The organism is Lederbergia citrea, assembly GCF_018343525.1.
In the GTDB taxonomy this organism is placed as follows: domain Bacteria; phylum Bacillota; class Bacilli; order Bacillales; family Bacillaceae_C; genus Lederbergia; species Lederbergia citrea.
On sequence record NZ_JAGYPH010000003.1, the window covers coordinates 370,753 to 389,791 of the forward strand.

A 19,039-nucleotide genomic window follows, 5' to 3' on the forward strand; every position below is an offset into this window, starting at 1 on the left:
CCCCCTTCGCTAGCTCTATTTTAGCATAAAAAATGAAGTCAATTAATGTTACAATTATATTAATGGGAGGCGTACATATGAAAAAGTATTTAATCATCTTATTTCTATTAACTTTCACTATTATCATTTCTGGTTGTAATAAGGATAAACCAAAACCGGAAAATCGATTTGCTGAATATGTAAAGCTATGGAACGATCAAAAGTTTGACAAGATGTATGATTACCTATCAGCAGAGGCACAAGCAACAATTTCAAAAGAAGATTTTACGAATCGTTACACAAAAATATATGAAGACTTAGAGATAAAGAATCTAGTTGTACAATACGAAAAGCCGGAAGATTTAGAGGACACAAAAGAAGAACAGGTCAAACTCCCTTTTTCAGTAAAAATGGATAGTCTTGCTGGAGAGATTGCCTTTGATCACGAAGCTGAACTTGTAAATGAAGAAATTGATGAAACAAAAAATTGGTTTCTGAATTGGGACACGACTTTTATTTTCCCCGAACTACAAGAAGGGGATAAAATCTCGCTTCCTACTACATCAGCTAAACGGGGCAGTATTATAGATATCAATGGTAATGGACTTGCCGAAAACGGGATTGCAATCGAAATCGGTTTGGTTCCTATTGAAATGAAAGACCAAGAAAAAGAGATTATCAAAAAAGTATCGAATTTATTAGGAGTTAGCACTGAACAGATCGAAAAAGCATTAGGAGCCTCATGGGTTCAGCCTGAACACTTTGTTCCGATTAAAGTGATTGCAGAGAATGACAAGGAGTTGCGTGAACAATTGGGGAAAATCCCAGGTGTCCAACGGAAAGAGGTTGAAGCAAGGGTGTATCCATTAGGAGAAGCTGCTGCTCATTTAACCGGGAATGTTGGAGCAATCACGGCAGACGAATTGGAAAAGAATAAAGGCAAGGGCTATTCAAGCACCGATCTAATCGGAAAAAGAGGATTGGAAAAAGTACTTGAAGACCGCTTAAGAGGAGAATCCGGTGTTAAAATTGTCATCAATAAAGAAGATGGAACTGAGGTTGTCCTTGCCGAAAAGTCTGTGAAAGACGGTGAAGACGTCCAGCTGACAATTGATGGCACTATTCAACAAATGATTTTCGATGAACTTGGCGGCAAGCCTGGAACGGCTTCAGCTTTGAATCCTCTGACAGGAGAGACACTCGCCTTAGTGAGCAGCCCAAGCTATAATCCGAACACCCTTACTTTAGGTGCAACGAATGAACAGTGGAAATCATTGCAAGAAGATAAGAACAATCCGTTATTGAACCGATTTAATTCAACCTTTGCACCTGGATCCGTGATTAAGCCAATTACCGCTGCCATCGGATTAAATGAAGGTACGATTGATTGGCAAAAAGCATTAAAAATTGATGATTTAACATGGAAAAAAGATGAATCATGGGGTAACTACAGGGTAAAAAGAGTATCTAATCCAGGAGTACCAATCGATTTAGAAAAAGCATTGATTTATTCGGACAATATTTATTTTGCACAAACGACCCTTGAGCTTGGCAAGGATAAATTTATTGCTGGGTTGAAAGATTTTGGCTTCGAAGAGGAATTATCTTACTTATTTCCAATGGAGACATCAACGATTGGAAACATCAACTCAGAGATGGCTTTAGCTGACTCAAGCTATGGTCAAGCCCAGGTAGAAATGAATGTTCTGCATTTGGCAAGCACCTATACACCGTTCATAAATAAAGGCAATATGATTAAACCAATATTGCTGGCTAGTGAAGAACATGGCCAAATTTGGAAGGAAAAGCTTGTCAATGAAGAACAAGCAGGAAAATTAAATACAGCACTTAGAAAAGTTGTTGAGGATCCACACGGAACCGCCCGAGGTGCTAGAATCCAAGGATTCCCCCTCGCAGGCAAAACTGGTACAGCTGAGCTTGCGAAAGAAAAGCAAGGTGAAAAAGGTAAAGAAAATGGCTGGTTCGTAGCCTACAATCCCGAAAAACCAGAACTATTAATCGCGATGATGGTTGAAGGAGTAGAAGAAAACGGCGGATCCGGGCTAGTCGTTGAGAAAGTAAAAAATGTATTTAATAAAATAAGGCCATAATTTATGGTGATCAATAGGACCCACGTAACTTTAGTTACGTGGGTCTTTACAATTCGTTCATACAGATGAACGTTTGCAAGCCGATTACTAGGATATTCGGCCAATTATAGTGGTATTCGTGCTACTCGAGGGCATATTCGAGCCACTCACCAGCATATTCGAGCCACTCACTGGCATATTCGAGCCACTCACGAGGATATCCAAGCCACTCACTGGCATATTCGAGCCACTCGCGAGCGTATTCAAGCCACTCACGAGCATATTCGAGCTACTCACGGGCATATTCGAGCCACTCACCAGCATATTCGAGCCACTCAGGGGTATTCGAGCCACTCACGAACATATAGCCTCTTGTCAACCGTTAATGGTTTGTCTCGTGATAAAGTTATACACTGCGCCAACCATTCCGGCGTGGTTGGAGAGTTTTGCGAGGACGATTTCCGTATTTTTGTAAAAGGAAGGCTGCAAGTACTTTTGAACTTCGCCTTGGACTTCCTGCAAAAATTGCTCACCCCTTGCCGTAATCCCTCCGCCGATAATGACTTTTTCGGGGTTGAAAATGTATATAAGATTGGATATCCCAATGGCTAAGTGCTTGAAGAATATTTCTACCGCTCGTTTAATCTCTGCATCTCCCTCATCATATAACGCAAAAATTTCTTTTCCTGTCCAGTCACGTTTTTCTTTATATTCATTAACAAGGTTAATTAATCCGGAAACAGATGCAACACTTTCGAAAGGTTTTCCTTCTACAAGCATATATCCCCACTCACCTGCACTGAAGGAATGTCCTGAAAACATTTTCCCATCAATGACGATCGCGCCGCCAATTCCAGTGCCCACAGTTAAGGCGATAAAATCATTCACATCATGGCCACCAAGCCACTGCTCGCCAAGGGCAGCACAATCGACATCATTTCTGACTTCAACTGGCAATCCGAGAGCTTCGCTAACAAGTTTCTTCACTTCTACCCCAGTATAATTGGGAATGGTATCACCTGCGCCAACAATCATTCCTGTGTTGATATCCACTTGGCCTGCAGTACTGATGGCAACTCCAGCCACCCGATGACTTTCAATGATTTTTTTGCCCATCTCAATGACTTTTTCAATAATAGAAGGACCGCCGCGATATGCCTCTGTGTCCATTAACTCACTGGAAATAATATTGCCTGCTTCGTCCACAAGCCCATATTTAATTTGCGTTCCTCCGATATCAAATGCTAAATATTGCTTCATTTCGCATTAATGCCTTCTGCAAATGATTTTGTGATCAACTGTGGCCTTGATATGGCACTTCCTACAACAATCGACCAAGCCCCTAATTCCAGCATTTTACGTGCTTGTTCTGGCGTGTTGATCCGTCCTTCTCCGATAATTGGGATAGGCGAAGTTTTACAAAGCTGTTCAACTAAATCGAAATCAGGTCCATCTAGTTTTGGGCTATCCGCTGTATAACCAGAAAGTGTAGTTGAAATCATATCAACTCCACATTCAATCGCATATTCTGCATCTTTTATCGTGGCAATATCAGCCATCACTAGTGTGTTGCTTTGCTTGTGAATAAACTGAACCAAATCCTTTAACGTTTCCCCATTCGGTCTTTTGCGAATCGTAGCATCCATGGCAATGACGGCAGGTTCGACCTCTAGCAGTTCCTTCACTTCTTTTAGTGTCGCTGTGATAAAAATTTCACTATCCGGATAATCTCTTTTCACTAGGCCAATGACCGGAAGTCCTGTTTCCTCTTTAATAGCGGCCACATCTACGGCAGAATTACTTCTAATCGCTACTGCTCCTCCTTCCTTAGCTGCCTTAGCCATCTTCGCCATAATATATGAACTATGGAGCGGCTCATGTTCAAGGGCTTGACATGATACGATTAAATTTTTATGTATGCTTGAAAAAAAAGATTGACGGTCCATGTACTCATCTCCCTATAGTTGTAATAAAATAAAACACCAAATTCCAAAAGTAAAAATACTTTTGGAATTTGCATTTTTAACTCTGTTTTAAGACTTTAACCAATCCAGCGTAAACGTCCCGAATTGGATATCCATCTTATTCCAATCATTAATATCATTCAAACGTTCATAAAGGATACCAATTTCTCCGTTTGCAAGAACTGTTAAGCATGAATATCCATAATAGCCGTCTTCAATCACTTTGCTATATGGCCATGTTTTTCCGCCATCCTCACTTAAGCGGACCGTTCCTTTTATTCTCGTTTTTTCGTCCGCTGGATTTGAGAATAGGACACGTACTTTCCCATCCCCTTGATCAGGATAAAGCACAACACTTGATTGGCAAATGGGGTCTACCAAGGTTTCATCAAATGTCACTTCGCCCCAAGTTTCCCCGCCATCCGTGCTTGTTGTCACAGCTGTTCTTTGTAAGCCATAATGGTTTCTTAAATAGTATTTAAGCTCACCTGTAGGCAGTTGAATGACTTGAGATTCCGTCAAAAATTGTTTCTCTTCAGAAATTGTTTCAGCGGAAAGGATTTCACCATCTAATTCACGTCCATCATTCGGAGATTCTCCGCGCTGCCACGTAGCACCATGATCGTCACTATATATGCAAGCACATGATAATTTTCCCGCTTCATTTGAAAAATAGATTGGGAGCACTAAGCGTCCCGCTTTTTCTCCATGCTGTAATTGAATACCACATCCAGGTCCAGAACCAATAAAACGCATCCATTCTTCCTTAACCATACCGTTTAATTCTCTTGGTTCTGACCAAGTAAGCCCATCGTCTTCACTTTGAATGATTTGTAAAAATGAAGTTCTTGCTTCAAGCAAGCTTTCATTCGGATCAATGCCTTTTTTAAAATACATATTGCCGGCTGCTTGACCATCCTTAAAAACGTATCCTTCTTTATCTACTGTATAAGCTGTTTCGTTATTTTCCGCGTCATAAACCTTCCCATCTTCTGCTAGAAAATAAACAGTGCCCGCATCGTCAAATAATTTTCTGCGTCCATCTGAATCAAAACCGACTCCCGTCTCACTCGCCCAAAGACCGATTCCGCCTGGTGTATGCATGAAAAGCATAAAGATCGTGCCTGTTTCTTTATCTTCTACAAGTGACGTATCAATCGCTGCTGCTCCGTCCAATCCTTCTCCGGCATAAGCAACGAGCTTTTGAATCGGTCCCCACGTCTTTCCATTATCTTCACTGCGTCGAATGCTCACATCAATTTTATTCGGGTTGTCTCTTTGGTCTACAATTCTTGCATCGATCCCAGCGATAACTGTTCCTTTAGATGTTGTAATCATAGATGGAATTCGATATGCTTTTGAACCGGCAAAACCAGGATAATAAACCGCTTCCGTTTTAATATTTGGCATGCTGCAAATCTCCCTATCATTTAGATTGAATACATTAGAAAAAGGTTGTCCCGCCAGTGCAATGCACCGTGGGACAGCCTTCCATTATTGTTTACCTTGTAAAAGGTCAGTAACTAAAGGTGCTTTATCTAGCTCTTCAAGAAGCTCTTTACCACCGTTTTTCATCCAATTTTCAACATATTTATCCCACTCTTTGTCGATATCTACTTCTCCGACAATGGCTTTCATTCTAAACTCATCAACAATTGTGTTCAGCTGACCGCTATAACGTTTTTCAAGTTCTTTCAGTTTTGTTTGATTTAAAAGATCCCATTTATACGGACGAATTAACATTTTTTCTTTAACATCTTCACGAGCATAAAACTCATCTTTTAATTTCAATGTGTACTCAGAATTAATCCATTGTACTCTTTCTTTATCATACGTACGGAAGTTGTAAGCCCAGAATCCAGTGTCACCTTCTTCTAAAGATAAACCAGGTTTAACTTTAAGTGCTGACTTATTAGGCTCGCCTTCCCACTCAGAATGTTCGCCAACTTCACCGAACACTGTCCATCTTGCATTATTATCAAAGTTGATATAATCAAACATTTGTAAAATACGCGCTAATTGCTCATCTGTTACTTTCTTTCCAATATAGAAAGAGTCTGCTAAGTTAACAACTGGTAAATATGCTTTAAGACCTTGTTGTCCATCTGGACCAATTTCTGGTGCTGTTGCAAGGATTTTCGCAGTTGAATCAGGGTTTTCTACGATATTTTGTGGAGCGCGTCCTCTTGCCCAGTCATCCATTGCCAAGTATGAAGGTTGTGCAATAAAGTAACCGATTTTTCCAGTTTTGTACTTTTCCCAGCCCATTTTTTCATCTAATGTTGTAAATTCTGGATCGATGATCCCCATCTTATACCATTTTGCCATTAACTTCAGGAACTCTTTATATTTCTCTGATACTTCCATTCTAACTAATTGATCATTCTCGATAAAATTGTATTCAGTACCTAAACCGAAAGCGCCCATAAGTGAAGTTGCCCAGTTTAAGTTATTATTCGCTGGTAATAGACCATACGTATCATTTTTACCATTTCCATCTGGGTCATTAAAAGTGAATGCTTTTAATATTTCCTCTAACTCTTCTATCGTGTAAGCAGATTCAGTAAAGTAAATCTTCTCACGTCCGCCGCTTGGCCCAACCGCTTTCATTTTCCCCGGTGTTTCGAAGCCTAGCTTTTCTAGCCAATCAAGACGTAATGTTGGTCCCCAAGCTAAACCATCTACGTGTGCATATTGTCCAAGCAATTGTAAATATTCATTATCTGAACCTTCTTTTAAATTCATAATTGGTCCAGGCTGATTTTCTTCTAACATTTTCATATAACGTGGTGCATATTTTTCTAGCATTTCTTTAGGAATTGTTCTCGTTAAACCTGAATCAAACATTTCCTGTGCTGTTTGACCACCCGCTGTGAATGAAAATGTGTCAGGTAAGTCCCCAGAAGCAACCATTAAGTTTGTTTGTTCTGCATCCCAAGTATCTACCTTTGTATTTTTGATTTTAACGTTAAATTGCTCTTCTAATCGGTTTTGAACATAGCTTCCATCTTTTGCTTTACCTCTTGTAAAAGATCCTGAAAGATTTAATGCTACTTCTTCCGAGAAATCTCCAGCCTCAGGAAGCGCTGATACATCGACAGGCTCCTCATTATTCTTGCCTGACTTAGAACCGCAGCCCGAGATAACTAATGCAGCTGCCATGAAGGTACCTAAAAACGCGCGTTTTGCTTTTCTCATCTTTCTTCCCCCTCTTATCCTTTGAGTGATCCAATCATAATACCTTTAATAAAATATTTTTGAACGAATGGATATACCAAAACAATCGGCCCAATTGAAATCATAACAGTCGCAGCGCGCACATTAGCTAATAGCAAGTTCCCAGAACCTCCACCTGCTCCAATGGCAGCCGCGTTTTCAGATTGAGATGCATCCATCGCGGTCAACATATCCCTAACAATGATTTGTAAAACGGTTTTCGCATCATCTTGCATATAAACCAATGCGTGGAACCATTCATTCCAGTGGTAAACAGCTGCCCATAGGGCAATTGTTGCAATGACGGGCTTAGATAATGGCAAAATAATTTTTGTCAAAATCGTAAAATAGCCTGCCCCATCCATAATTGCGGATTCTTCAATTCCCTTATCAATGGTCATGAAGTAGTTTCTCATAATTATGATATAAAACACGTTGACAGCAGACGGTAAAATTAGCGCCCATCTCGTATCAAGTAATCCCAAATTCTTAACTAATAAGTAATCTGGAATAATTCCGCCTGAGAAAAACATAGCGATTAAAAAGAAGATTGTGATTGTATTTCGATATGGCAAATCCTTTTTTGATAGAGGATAAGCGGCTAACATCGTGAATGCGACGATTAAAAATGTTCCTGATAAAGTACGAACAATCGTATTTACATATGCTTTCATAATGCTTCCGTAGCTAAACACATATTGATACGCATCTGGAATCCAACTTTCTGGCCATAGATTCATTCCTAGTCCAGATATCTGTTTCGGATCGGAAAATGAAATGACGATCGTTTGCCAGAAAGGATACAATACGACAATCGAAAATAGCGTAAATCCAATGATTAATAGTAGTTCAAATAATGAAAACTTTTTGCTGTTTTGCATGCTCATCCTCCTTTCTACCAAATTCCATGTTCACTTCTTCTGCGAATAATTGCATTCGCGCCTAAAATGAAGATGATGCCGATGACGTTTTTAAACAAACCAACCGCGGTTGCATAATCAAATTGGAATTGCTCCAACCCGCTTCGGTACACATACGTATCGATAATATCTGCTACTTCATATACAAGTGGATTATACAAGTTTAAGATTTGGTCAAAGCCTGCATTCAAGATACCTCCTAGACGAAGGATGAATAGGATGATAACCATTGGCATAATGGAAGGCAATGTAATATGGATCATTTTCTTAAATCTGCCTGCTCCATCCATATCAGCGGCTTCATAAAGTGCCGGATCAATCGATGCGATGGTTGCTAAATAAATAATCGCTCCGTATCCAATTTCCTTCCAAATATCGGTGAGTATTAGGACAGGGATAAAGAATATTTTACTTGCTAAAAAGTTAACTGGATCTCCGCCAAAAGCTGTAATGATGAAATTGACGACTCCTCTTTGCGGAGAAAATACTTCGATAACCATTGCCGATAAAATAACCCAAGACATGAAATGCGGTAAGTAGGAAATCGATTGCGTCACTTTTAGGAATTTTTGATTACGAATCTCATTTAGCAAAATTGCAAAAATGATTGGCGCTGGGAATGCGATTACAATTTTTAAAATACTGATCAGCAGCGTGTTCTTTAACGCTCTTATAAACATGAAATCTGTAAACAATCTTTTAAAGTGCTCAAAGTTATTAAATGGACTATCCCAAATACCAAGTCCCGGTGAAAAGTGTTTAAAGGCGATAATCACCCCATACATTGGGAGATAGTTAAAAATAAATAGCATAATTGCGGGAAATAAAAGCATGATATAGAGCAATTTCATTTTTTTCATTTGTTCCCACTTGGATTGTTTTACACTTTTTACTTGCGTTAAAGATTCCTTTTTAGGATTCTTCGTATTTAAGGCAGTTGCTCTTGTTGACAATATTTTCCCTCCTTATCTCCAAACGAAGAGATTTAAGCGTAAACCTTCATTGCACTTTCAATTTCTTCGTTAAGTTTTTTCAAGTCTTCCCAGTGCTTCTCTTCCACGGGCAATAGCGGTAAACGCGGTGCTCCCGTTTCAACGCCTCTTAAACTTAAAATTGCTTTCGTAGCGCCATAAAGTGAAGGATAGCTCAATAGTTTCGTAATGATAGCATTGATTTTATCTTGTAATGCTTGTGCTTTTTCGATTTCACCCTGCTTAAAGTAAGTATCCAATTGACAGAATAGCTCAGGCATTACTCCATATGTACCGCCAATTCCGCCATCTGCTCCCATCATTCTTCCACCTAAGTATTGCTCATCTGGCCCGTTATAAACGATAAATTCTTTTCCGCCATTCGCTTTAAACTGTTGAAGTTCAAATACGCTTTCGCCAGACATTTTAATGCCAATGACTTTCTCCTGGGCAGCCATTTTCTTAAATAAAGATTGTGTTAAATGGAAGCCTGTTGTTTGTGGAATGTTATAAATAATAAACGGTAGAGATGTGCTATCAATCATTTCTTGCCAATGTTTCTCTACGGAATTTTCTGATAATCGATAATAAATTGCTGGAACAGCTGAAATTGCATCTGCACCCCATTTTTCCGCATGAACTGCAAGCTCTACACTCTCTCTAGTAGAGTTGGCACCGACATGCACAATGATTGTCAGTTCTTCACCAACCTCTTTCATCACTGCCTCTAGCACTTTTTTTCTTTCTTCAGCATTTTGAAGAATCCCTTCGCCGGAACTTCCCCCGACATATAATCCTTTCACGCCTGAATCTACATAATAACGTGCTAGCTTTTTTACTCTTTCCTCACAAACGTCTCCGGCCTCATCATAGGCAGAATACATTGCAACAAATACACCTTTAAACTTGTCCAAATCCCAAGCTGACATAAATCTCATCCTATTCTTTGTTTAATTTGAACCTAGCGATTTCATCATACTATGGTCATACCACCTTAAGTATGAGTAAATGAAATTACCACACTTTTTTCCAGTTGATAAAACTTTTTCCAAAGTGTATTATGGTCCTACCAGCTATATGATGGTATAACCACTTCGGTTTTGTTAGCGTCTACAACATTTAAATTAAACGCTTTCAGATAAAATGTCAATCTATTTTTTAAAAATTTATTTAATAGCTTCATGTACTAACTTTGATTAATTGTATATTATATTTTTAATAGTCCTAATATATACGACAGGAGAGAAAATCGTGCTACTGCGCAAACAAACATTGGCAGAAGTTGTGAGTGATCGAATAAAAACTTACATTTCTGAAGAAAAATGCCTGCCTGGGGATCGCCTGCCTTCTGAAAAAGAAATGATCAATATGCTTGGTGTAAGCCGAACCATAGTTAGAGAAGCGTTAAAAACCCTCCAATCCCAAGGGATTATCGAGATTAAGCAAGGAAGCGGAATTTTTGTTAAAGAAATAAAGCTTTTAAGTTTGTTTAAAAAAATATCACCATTACTAAAGCTCGATAAAGTAAGATTTAAAGAACTAATAGACACACGAATCATTTTAGAACTCGGTGCCATTGATTTGGCGATAAAAAATTACGATGTAGATCAAATTAAGCAAATGGCCATCTGGAATGAAGCCATTCTTGAAAAAGCAAAAAAAGGTGAAAAGCCTAAAAGTGAAGACTTACATTTTCATAGTGCTTTATTTAATTCCACAGGCAACGAAACTTTTATTCAGCTTTCATCGTTTATCTCAGAATATTTTAATATGAACCATCTAGAGGAAATTGTTAATCTTGATGGTTATATCGTTTCTTATAAGGAACATCAATTGATTATTGACTCAATTATGAGTAAAGACGTGGAGAAAGCAAAGCAAGCAATGAAAAATCATTTGCATCATTTATATGACTTACTGGATGAATGGGAAGAAGAGAATTAAATACATTTTATATAAAAAAATAAGTCGGTGATCGTTTTGAAACCTATTGAAGAAAAAGAAAGATTCACTTTAAGTAAAATAGTTAGTGATAGTTTGCGTCAATATATTGTTGATAACAAATTGACTACAGGTCATAAGCTTCCATCAGAAAGGGATTTGGCGAGTATGCTTGATGTGAGCCGAGTCGTTGTCAGAGAAGCCTTAAGGACTCTAGAGTCAACAGGAATCATTATTATTCGGCACGGAGAAGGAGCTTTTGTAAATACGGACGATTCAAGCGTCATTTTAAATCATTTACTTTTCTTCTGGCAAATGAATAATGAAAAAATTGAAGAACTATTTGAGCTAAGGCAGCTTCTTGAGAAGGCCGCCATTGAGCAAATTATCGAAAAAACGGATATCGGACATTTACAAGAACTCGATCATATCATTTCTGAAATGAGCGAAACAATCGATCCTATTAAATTCAAAGAGTTGGATATTGATTTTCATAGAGGTTTAATTAAGGCAACAAAAAATGAACTCTTCTTGCAATTAACGGATATCATTGTCCAATATTTTGCAAATGTCTCTCATTCTCACATGGACGATGTACAAAGAAATAAAGCGATTAAGGAACACAGACTCATCCTTGAAGCTTTAAAGGACAATGATAAAGATCTCGCACTCCACCTTTTAAGTGAGCATCTACAATATTCGAAGATACACAAAGTCAGTAACTAACCCTTGGATCCTCCTACAAGGGTTTTTTGTATTTAGTTTTAAAACATATGAAAAGGGAAAATGACTTTAACCTACTACCAAGATTAAGAAAGAGGTAAGTAAAGTCTATGAATATAAAAACTTTCCTGTTCACATTCATCCTATTAATAGGATTGCAGCTGTTTTCACCATCCTTATTTAGTGCAAAAGAAAATAACCCTCAAACAAATATCGTCATTTCTTTTGATGGAATGCGCTATGATTTCACCAAGAATTATATGCAGGATGGTACTCTTCCCCATTTTAAAAAAGTAAGGGATTCTGGATTCTTTGCGGAAAACTTCAGGACCATTTACCCTTCCCTTACAGCAACATCCCATGCGGCCATCTCTACTGGAGCATTGCCTGAGAAAACTGGAATGATTAGTAATAATCTTCATAAACCGGGACAAAAAATCAACGAGAAAAATAGCTCATTCTTTTCTCCCCTAGATGTCACCCCTATATGGACTGAAGCGCATAAACAAGGTAAAACATCTGCCACTGTTTTATTTCCAGGTTCTAATCCTGAAGAAGGTAATGAGGCAACTTATTCGGTTTATTATGGAAATACTTGGGCTGAAAGTGCGCTCGAATCATTAACATTTAAACGAGCTGAATCTTGGTCACGGTTGCCAAAAAGCTACAGCCCCGTGAAAGAAGCAACGATGGCAATAAAGCTTAAAAATGATTCGAATTTGAAAGTACATATTTTAGCAGTAGACACTTCGGATAATGGAAAAAGAGATTATGATACTTATTATTTTTCCACGAATAAAAATACAGCATCTGCAGAGATTGTCAAAAAAAATGAATGGGGATCTATAACAATGGATCTTAAAGATCATCCAAACATTGGATTTTGGTTTAAATTAAAAGAAACAAATGGAGATCTCTTACATGCAGAATTGTACAGGACCGCAGTCACCTCAGCCGCCATCCATGGTCCTTCTGGCTTTGAAGAAGATATTTCCTCAAGATTTGGATTTCTCCCCATCCAAGATGATGATAAGGCGCTTGATGAAAACTGGATTACGCGCAAGGAATATGAGGAAATTAGCGAACGTTTTGCTAAGTGGAGTACCGATGTGTCCCTTCATATAAAAGAGCACTATCAACCTGATTTATTAATGTTATATTATCCGCAAATTGACCATGAGGAGCATAAATACTTGCTGGTTGATCCGAGACAGCCTGGGTTTTCCAAGAAAAAATCGAAAAGATATATGAATTATGTTCAATGGTCTTATGAGCTGGCCGACAAATCTCTTGGTGAAGTTTTAGATTCGATGAATGAAAAGGATCGAATTTTCTTAGTTTCCGACCATGGGATGGAGCCCGTCCATAGCAAAATATCACCTAATAAAGAACTAGAGAAAGCCGGATTATTGAAAATAAGTAAAGACGGAAAAATTGATACTGCCTCATCTAAAGCCTATGCGGTGGCGAGCGGAGGAATCGCTCATATATATCTTAATTTAAAAGGACGAGAAAAAGACGGTATCGTTTCCGAAGAAGAACGTTCAAAACTGCAAAGTGAGATTGTCGGGATTTTTAAAGGGATGAAAGTAAAACAAAACTACTTCCAAAAAATAAAAACCATACCATACTTATACAAAGATTGGTGGGACGGTGTTAAAAACAAAGATACCAGCCTTTCCGAAACGGCGACTGCATGGGGAGGAATGGTGAAGGTCCTGACTAATATAAGTGAAAGCCCTTTTGAACAGGTCATTGCAAATGGAAATAATGAAAAAGAAATGTTGGATCACAAAAATGCGGGAGACGTCATGCTTATAGCAGCAAAAGGTTACTATATCGCTCAAGATGACGACAAAACAGTGAATAAGGCTGACGACCTCGGCAATCACGGCGGCGATCCGAAACGCCGTGCACTCCAGCCGATATTTTTTGTGGCGGGGAATGGTTTTCAAAAAGGAACGCTTCGCAATCACATTAGCACGATTGATATTGCACCGACCTTATATGAGCTGATGGAATTAGACGCTCCGAGCTTTATCGATGGAAAACCGATCAAGCAAATTGTCGGCCAACATAAATAAAGTGGGAGAAAAACGAATAGCTATAGGTAAAGCCAGCACGGGGCCATTGCTAGTTGAGTGGATAAATTGATGCTCAAGGGAAATCGAGCGCAGTTCCGTGCCTTGGAGCTAGACAGAGAATTTATCTCAAAAAAAAAAAGCCTTACGCGAAGATTAACTTCGCGTAAGGCTTTCTTTATACGGAAGCCTATGCCTCACAACTGTCCTTGCCTTCTAATTTTCATGTCGTTCGTTTGGATAAACAATCCTACATAAGAAAACCCATCGTCACATACATATTAAAGACTCTGAATTGGCAGGGAGATTGTGGTGCTTATACAGTCTTAATTGATGGAAAACCCGTTAATAGTTGTATGATGCTGGCAATCGAAGGAGTCGATAAGAAAATTACTACGATTGAAGGATTAGAAAAAGCGCCTATTCAGAAAGCATTTATCGACCATTGGGCATATCAATGCGGCTATTGTACGCCTGGTTTTATTATGAATTGCTATGCATTAATTGAGCATCATCCGAACGCCGATGACGAAATGATCGACAGATGGCTAAAATCGAATCTTTGCCGCTGCACAGGATACCAAGAAATTAAGGCTGCAGTAAAAGCAGTATTATTCGGGGGGTGACAGGCACCACCCGAATTTTGTCGTTATTTGCCGAATGATGGTTATGATTTGGTTTTTAGTGTGTGGACAAATTGGCGGGCATGCCAAAGTGCGGGATAGGAATAGTTTTCATCGGTAATTGTTTCTTTTAATTGGATGTCTGTGATGGTTTTCCCTTCTTTCCAACTTTGAAGAGTGGATGCCATTAATAAAAAGTTTTGAGTCCATACTGCCATTTCCTCTTTCGAGAGAGTGCCTGCTTTTTTCCACATATTTATGATCTCGTACATGGCATTAAGATCGACCGCAACCTCATTCATTGTTTTCAATTGGGCCTCCCCCCTGCTGAGGATAGTATTGCTTTTCTGTGATAGAGGGTTATAGTGCAAGCTTGATTTTGCTTTCTTGACCCGCTGTTCCGCTTGAAAGAACTGTTTATGGATTCGATTCATCTCCTCCTCGAAATAATTGTTTCCGGATGCTCCGGATTCAAGCCAGACTGACAATGATTCCAGTTTTTCCATTAATAGGTTCGGCAATTCTTCCACCTCTTCTAATGCCTTTTTTGTAAAATTTGGCGGATGAAAGAACATATGCAGCAATAACCCGATGATCACTCCGATAATAGTATCCCGGATTCTATCTATTCCGTACCCATGGAGTTTATGTTCGAAAACAAAAACGAACAGGACACTCAAGGCTGTTTGATGAAGCATTGTGCTATTACCTTTAAAAACGAATGGGATAATTAGACTGATAAACATAATCAAACCAATCGTCCATCCATTCGGGTGAAGGGATGATGCGAGAATAAGAACTGAAGCGACACCAATAATCGTGCTCACAATACGGGAAATAGAAAATCGGACCGACTTGACCATGGTCGCCTGTAAACAAAGAATAACCGAAATGGGAGCGAGGTATGGGTGTTTCGAACCAAATATAGCTGCTATTTCCCATGAAATGGCTGATCCGATTGACATTTTAAGAATCAAGCTTATTTTTTGGAGAGTTGTCAATTTTTTTTTACCCATAACCATACCCTTCTCCCTTTAATTTTAGCGGGCTACGATGATAATGATATCGGGATCTATTTCGTGAGCTGAAGCATCTAAGATCTTCTCTAGGCTTCTGCCCTCTTTGTTTCTATGCTCAGTAGTTTTAGCCATTTCTTTTAAAAATATAATGGACGTTCATTTCCACTCCTATTTAACTCACATAAAAAGAAGAAAATACTTCAAGAAATCATCGATAAAAGTACTTTTTCCAATCATAAATTTGAATCGAAAGAGGTGGAGAAATGATTTCTTTTCATGAATTGGTTAAGGAAGCCTTGACTGATCATCAGCCTGCTGTCCTCGCCACCATTATTCATGTCGATGGATCGGCTTATAGAAAAGAAGGAGCTTGTATGTTAGTAAAACAGGATGGATCACGTGTCGGGCTTTTAAGTGGAGGCTGTCTTGAAAGTGATGTGTACTCCAGAGCGCAAGAAATCTTCGATACTGGAAAAGCGGAAATTTATCGCTATGATTTAAGTGCAGAAGACGATCTCGGTTGGGGGACAGGCGCGGGTTGTAACGGAATCATTTCTGTTTTGGTCCGAGATATTGATTTGGCATTCCGACAATCACTAACTATATTAATAAGGCAGTTAGAAAAAATAGAACCTATTCTGTTTATTCAATCAGTCAGTAACGTCACCAAATATATTTTTATTAATGAAAGCGGAGATACATTTGGTCATTGGCAAGGAGATTTACCAATCGAACGGAAAGACATATTGCAATTTACTCCCCCTTTTCATCAACATGCAGGAATGCAGACTAACGGCGAGGAAGCTTTTTATTTTCAAGTAATTTGGCCTCAGCCGAACCTTTATATCATTGGAGCGGGTGAAGATGCTCGTCCGCTTGCCCAATTAGCCGGACAAACTGGCTACGCTGTTCACATGCTGGATTGGCGTGAGGCGCTTTGCTCTAAATTAAATTTCCCCACGGCAAACTCTCTCTATGTAGGCAATATTGAGGAAACCATCCAAAACATTGCGTTTCATCCCTTGGATTCGGTCGTGATCATGACCCATGATTTTCAGCGGGATATGAAAATTTTACAATATCTAAAAAAATTGCCTTTCTTTTATATCGGCATATTAGGATCTCGTAAGCGAACAGAACGGGTAATGGATGGACAGATTCCTCCTTGGCTTCAATCTCCGGTTGGGCTATCTATCGGTGCAGAAGGTCCAGAGGAAATCGCTGTCAGCATTGTTGCGGAACTGATTGCAGCAAGACGGAGAAACGAATGAATATCATCGGAATTTATCTCGCTGCAGGGAATAGCCGCCGAATGGGGAAAAATAAATTAGCACTCCCTACTGCGAATGGGACAGTTGGAAGCTTGGCATTGCAAACAGCATTGACATCTTCGCTGGAAAAGGTATACGTGATTACGAAACATAATGAACCAGACTGGTTGCCACGTGAAATGGCACTTCATGAAAAATGCAATCTCATCACATGTCCTTCCGCTCAAGAGGGCCAATCAGCATCATTACGCTGCGGGATATTGCAAGCACAAAAGGAGAAAGCTAATGCCGCTATCGTATTACTCGCGGACCAACCCTTTATAACGAACCAAATGATCGATGACATGATTACTCTCATGAAAGAAGAGCCCTCAATCAAATTTGTCGCTGCGTCGTATCAACATATTACTAGACCGCCGGTCTTATTTTCCTCATTCATGTTCCCCACAATTCTCGAAATAAAAGGAGACATAGGTGCAAAAAATCTCTTACGCGGAGAGTTTTTTCGACATGGTAAAATGCTTGATTTTGACGATGAAAAGCTGTTTTTTGATGTTGATACTGTAGAAGATTATGACAAATTGCATCATTTTCTAAATGGCCCTTTTAATTGATAAAAGCTTAAATCATTGTTAAGGTAAAACCAATGCTCGAATAAGAGCACTTAGTTTATGGGAAACTATACGTAAAAATCCTCCCATAGGAAAGGTGTAAATATGAGTAAAATATCGAAGGTTTTCTGGATTTCTTTCGTCATTTTAATGGTCGCAGTTATTTTCGGAGTAGTATCGCCTAAAAGTTTCGAAACCGTAACTTCCAATGTGGAATCATTCATTACATCTAGTTTTGGGTGGTATTATTTAATTTTAGTGTCTGTCATTGTTGGCTTTTGTCTCTTACTAATTTTCAGCCCTATCGGTAACATCAGACTGGGCAAGGAAGGAGAAAAGCCTGAATATTCCAAGCCCACATGGTTTGCCATGCTTTTTAGTGCAGGCATGGGGATCGGTCTCGTCTTCTGGGGGGCCGCAGAACCTCTTTCTCACTTCGCAGCATATCCTCCTCTTGCTGAACCGGGATCTGATGCAGCACTGAAAGATGCGATGAGATTTACGTTTTTCCACTGGGGAATTCACGCTTGGGCCATTTATGGATTAGTCGCATTATCCCTCGCATACTTCAATTACCGTAAAGGTGCGCCAGGATTAATCAGTGCCACGCTTAGCCCGCTTTTAGGTAAGTATGCCCAAGGTAGGATCGCCACAATAATAGACGTGATCGCAGTGTCAGCGACTGTTGTCGGTGTAGCAACAACACTTGGTTTTGGAGCCGCACAAATTAACGGTGGGCTTGCCTACCTCTTTGGGATTCCAGTCAATTTTGTTGTCCAACTCATTATTATTGCTATCGTTACAGTATTATTCGTCATGTCCGCGTGGTCAGGATTAAGTAAAGGGATTAAGTATTTAAGTAATACGAATATGTACCTCGCTATTTTATTATTAGTACTCGTGTTTTTCATCGGTCCAAGCTTATTTACTTTAAACTTGTTCACTGATACGCTTGGAGGTTACATTCAGAATCTCGTGGGAATGAGCTTCAGAATTGCCCCGCTTAATAATGATTATCGAGGGTGGATTAATGATTGGACCATTTTTTATTGGGCATGGTGGATTTCTTGGTCACCATTTGTAGGAATATTCATTGCCCGTGTATCAAGAGGGCGAACAATTCGCGAATTCCTAATTGGCGTCCTACTATTACCGGCGATCGTCAGCTTTATTTGGTTCGCAGTTTTTGGAACAACTGCGATCAGCGTTCAACAAGCTGGTGGCGTTGATTTAACTCAATTCGCGACAGAGGAAGTATTGTTCGCCATTTTTAATGAGCTGCCTTTCTCATCGCTATTATCAATTGTTGCCATTTTATTAGTCGGGATCTTCTTCATCACATCGGCAGATTCGGCAACATTTGTTCTCGGGATGCAAACATCGTATGGCTCATTAACACCGCCGAACATGGTTAAACTCACATGGGGAGCTATTCTTGCTGCAATGGCAGCCATTCTTTTATATAGTGGAGGATTGCAAGCACTTCAAAACGCACTCATCATTGCCGCGTTTCCGTTTTCAATCATCATGATATTAATGATGCTCTCCCTATATAAGGCTTTAAACAAAGAAAAACGAGAATTAGGATTAACATTGCGACCGAAAGAACCGAAAATAAAATAACCTCAAC

At 39.3% G+C, this 19,039-nt stretch carries 18 protein-coding genes; 8 read left to right on the forward strand and 10 right to left on the reverse strand.

Features of this window, described 5'->3' with window-relative positions; translation table 11 throughout:
* Positions 1-77 precede the first annotated feature (77 nt).
* A complete protein-coding gene (locus KHA88_RS16325) occupies positions 78-2,090 on the forward strand; it encodes a penicillin-binding transpeptidase domain-containing protein (protein WP_213122508.1) in 2,013 nt (670 codons plus the stop codon).
* An 87-nt stretch (positions 2,091-2,177) separates the two neighbouring features.
* On the opposite strand, the gene KHA88_RS21485 is transcribed toward KHA88_RS16325, so the two are convergent.
* The 8 genes from KHA88_RS21485 to KHA88_RS16360 all read right to left on the reverse strand — a co-directional run bounded on the left by KHA88_RS21485 (position 2,178) and on the right by KHA88_RS16360 (position 10,069).
* Positions 2,178-2,423: a hypothetical protein gene (locus KHA88_RS21485; RefSeq protein WP_430413717.1), complete on the reverse strand. Its 246-nt coding sequence runs from the start codon at positions 2,421-2,423 to the stop codon at positions 2,178-2,180.
* Positions 2,424-2,444: 21 nt separating this feature from the next.
* A complete protein-coding gene (locus KHA88_RS16330; RefSeq protein ID WP_213122509.1) occupies positions 2,445-3,329 on the reverse strand; it encodes an ROK family protein in 885 nt (294 codons plus the stop codon).
* Positions 3,326-4,015, reverse strand: a complete 690-nt coding sequence (locus KHA88_RS16335) for an N-acetylmannosamine-6-phosphate 2-epimerase (protein ID WP_213122510.1) — start codon at positions 4,013-4,015, stop codon at positions 3,326-3,328. Before KHA88_RS16335 ends, KHA88_RS16330 begins: the two co-directional genes overlap by 4 nt.
* A gap of 87 nt (positions 4,016-4,102) precedes the next feature.
* Positions 4,103-5,443 carry a sialidase family protein gene (locus KHA88_RS16340; protein ID WP_213122511.1) on the reverse strand — a complete coding sequence of 447 codons (1,341 nt, stop codon included), beginning with the start codon at positions 5,441-5,443 and terminating at the stop codon, positions 4,103-4,105.
* A gap of 84 nt (positions 5,444-5,527) precedes the next feature.
* Complete coding sequence (locus tag KHA88_RS16345; protein WP_213122512.1) at positions 5,528-7,231, reverse strand: type 2 periplasmic-binding domain-containing protein; 1,704 nt, start codon at positions 7,229-7,231, stop codon at positions 5,528-5,530.
* Positions 7,232-7,245: 14 nt separating this feature from the next.
* Positions 7,246-8,130, reverse strand: coding sequence for a carbohydrate ABC transporter permease (locus tag KHA88_RS16350; RefSeq protein WP_249308647.1), 885 nt, complete (start codon positions 8,128-8,130; stop codon positions 7,246-7,248).
* Positions 8,131-8,144: 14 nt separating this feature from the next.
* Positions 8,145-9,122, reverse strand: a complete 978-nt coding sequence (locus tag KHA88_RS16355; RefSeq protein ID WP_249313259.1) for an ABC transporter permease — start codon at positions 9,120-9,122, stop codon at positions 8,145-8,147.
* A 32-nt stretch (positions 9,123-9,154) separates the two neighbouring features.
* Positions 9,155-10,069, reverse strand: coding sequence for a dihydrodipicolinate synthase family protein (locus KHA88_RS16360; protein ID WP_213099104.1), 915 nt, complete (start codon positions 10,067-10,069; stop codon positions 9,155-9,157).
* Positions 10,070-10,391: 322 nt separating this feature from the next.
* Between KHA88_RS16360 and KHA88_RS16365 the strand changes: the two genes are divergently transcribed.
* The 4 genes from KHA88_RS16365 to KHA88_RS21040 all read left to right on the forward strand — a co-directional run bounded on the left by KHA88_RS16365 (position 10,392) and on the right by KHA88_RS21040 (position 14,511).
* A complete protein-coding gene (locus KHA88_RS16365; protein WP_213099103.1) occupies positions 10,392-11,084 on the forward strand; it encodes a FadR/GntR family transcriptional regulator in 693 nt (230 codons plus the stop codon).
* Positions 11,085-11,111: 27 nt separating this feature from the next.
* Positions 11,112-11,807 (forward strand): FadR/GntR family transcriptional regulator, encoded by a 696-nt coding sequence (locus KHA88_RS16370; protein ID WP_213099102.1) that lies wholly within the window; start codon positions 11,112-11,114, stop codon positions 11,805-11,807.
* Positions 11,808-11,914: 107 nt separating this feature from the next.
* Positions 11,915-13,888 (forward strand): alkaline phosphatase family protein, encoded by a 1,974-nt coding sequence (locus KHA88_RS16375; RefSeq protein WP_213122513.1) that lies wholly within the window; start codon positions 11,915-11,917, stop codon positions 13,886-13,888.
* Between the two features lie 251 nt (positions 13,889-14,139).
* Positions 14,140-14,511, forward strand: a complete 372-nt coding sequence (locus KHA88_RS21040; protein WP_346729203.1) for a (2Fe-2S)-binding protein — start codon at positions 14,140-14,142, stop codon at positions 14,509-14,511.
* Between the two features lie 41 nt (positions 14,512-14,552).
* On the opposite strand, the gene KHA88_RS16385 is transcribed toward KHA88_RS21040, so the two are convergent.
* Positions 14,553-15,524, reverse strand: coding sequence for an FUSC family protein (locus tag KHA88_RS16385; protein WP_213108363.1), 972 nt, complete (start codon positions 15,522-15,524; stop codon positions 14,553-14,555).
* Positions 15,525-15,548: 24 nt separating this feature from the next.
* Positions 15,549-15,659 (reverse strand): capping complex subunit for YIEGIA, encoded by a 111-nt coding sequence (locus KHA88_RS21490; protein WP_430413669.1) that lies wholly within the window; start codon positions 15,657-15,659, stop codon positions 15,549-15,551.
* Positions 15,660-15,790: 131 nt separating this feature from the next.
* Between KHA88_RS21490 and KHA88_RS16390 the strand changes: the two genes are divergently transcribed.
* The 3 genes from KHA88_RS16390 to KHA88_RS16400 all read left to right on the forward strand — a co-directional run bounded on the left by KHA88_RS16390 (position 15,791) and on the right by KHA88_RS16400 (position 19,032).
* On the forward strand, positions 15,791-16,798 hold the full coding sequence (locus tag KHA88_RS16390; RefSeq protein ID WP_213108364.1) for an XdhC family protein: 1,008 nt from the start codon (positions 15,791-15,793) through the stop codon (positions 16,796-16,798).
* Positions 16,795-17,412, forward strand: a complete 618-nt coding sequence (locus KHA88_RS16395; RefSeq protein WP_213122514.1) for a nucleotidyltransferase family protein — start codon at positions 16,795-16,797, stop codon at positions 17,410-17,412. The genes KHA88_RS16390 and KHA88_RS16395 overlap by 4 nt, the downstream gene beginning before the upstream one ends.
* 102 nt (positions 17,413-17,514) lie before the next feature.
* Positions 17,515-19,032, forward strand: coding sequence for a glycine betaine uptake BCCT transporter (locus KHA88_RS16400; protein ID WP_213099096.1), 1,518 nt, complete (start codon positions 17,515-17,517; stop codon positions 19,030-19,032).
* Positions 19,033-19,039: the final 7 nt, after the last annotated feature.

Coding starts and splice junctions, on each gene's coding strand:
- KHA88_RS16325 (WP_213122508.1), top strand. CDS start 78: ATGAAAAAGTATTTAATCATCTTATTTCTATTAACTTTCACTATTATC.
- KHA88_RS16330 (WP_213122509.1), bottom strand. CDS start 3,329: ATGAAGCAATATTTAGCATTTGATATCGGAGGAACGCAAATTAAATAT.
- KHA88_RS16335 (WP_213122510.1), bottom strand. CDS start 4,015: ATGGACCGTCAATCTTTTTTTTCAAGCATACATAAAAATTTAATCGTA.
- KHA88_RS16340 (WP_213122511.1), bottom strand. CDS start 5,443: ATGCCAAATATTAAAACGGAAGCGGTTTATTATCCTGGTTTTGCCGGT.
- KHA88_RS16345 (WP_213122512.1), bottom strand. CDS start 7,231: ATGAGAAAAGCAAAACGCGCGTTTTTAGGTACCTTCATGGCAGCTGCA.
- KHA88_RS16350 (WP_249308647.1), bottom strand. CDS start 8,130: ATGCAAAACAGCAAAAAGTTTTCATTATTTGAACTACTATTAATCATT.
- KHA88_RS16360 (WP_213099104.1), bottom strand. CDS start 10,069: ATGTCAGCTTGGGATTTGGACAAGTTTAAAGGTGTATTTGTTGCAATG.
- KHA88_RS16375 (WP_213122513.1), top strand. CDS start 11,915: ATGAATATAAAAACTTTCCTGTTCACATTCATCCTATTAATAGGATTG.
- KHA88_RS16385 (WP_213108363.1), bottom strand. CDS start 15,524: ATGGGTAAAAAAAAATTGACAACTCTCCAAAAAATAAGCTTGATTCTT.
- KHA88_RS21490 (WP_430413669.1), bottom strand. CDS start 15,659: ATGGCTAAAACTACTGAGCATAGAAACAAAGAGGGCAGAAGCCTAGAG.
- KHA88_RS16390 (WP_213108364.1), top strand. CDS start 15,791: ATGATTTCTTTTCATGAATTGGTTAAGGAAGCCTTGACTGATCATCAG.
- KHA88_RS16395 (WP_213122514.1), top strand. CDS start 16,795: ATGAATATCATCGGAATTTATCTCGCTGCAGGGAATAGCCGCCGAATG.
- KHA88_RS16400 (WP_213099096.1), top strand. CDS start 17,515: ATGAGTAAAATATCGAAGGTTTTCTGGATTTCTTTCGTCATTTTAATG.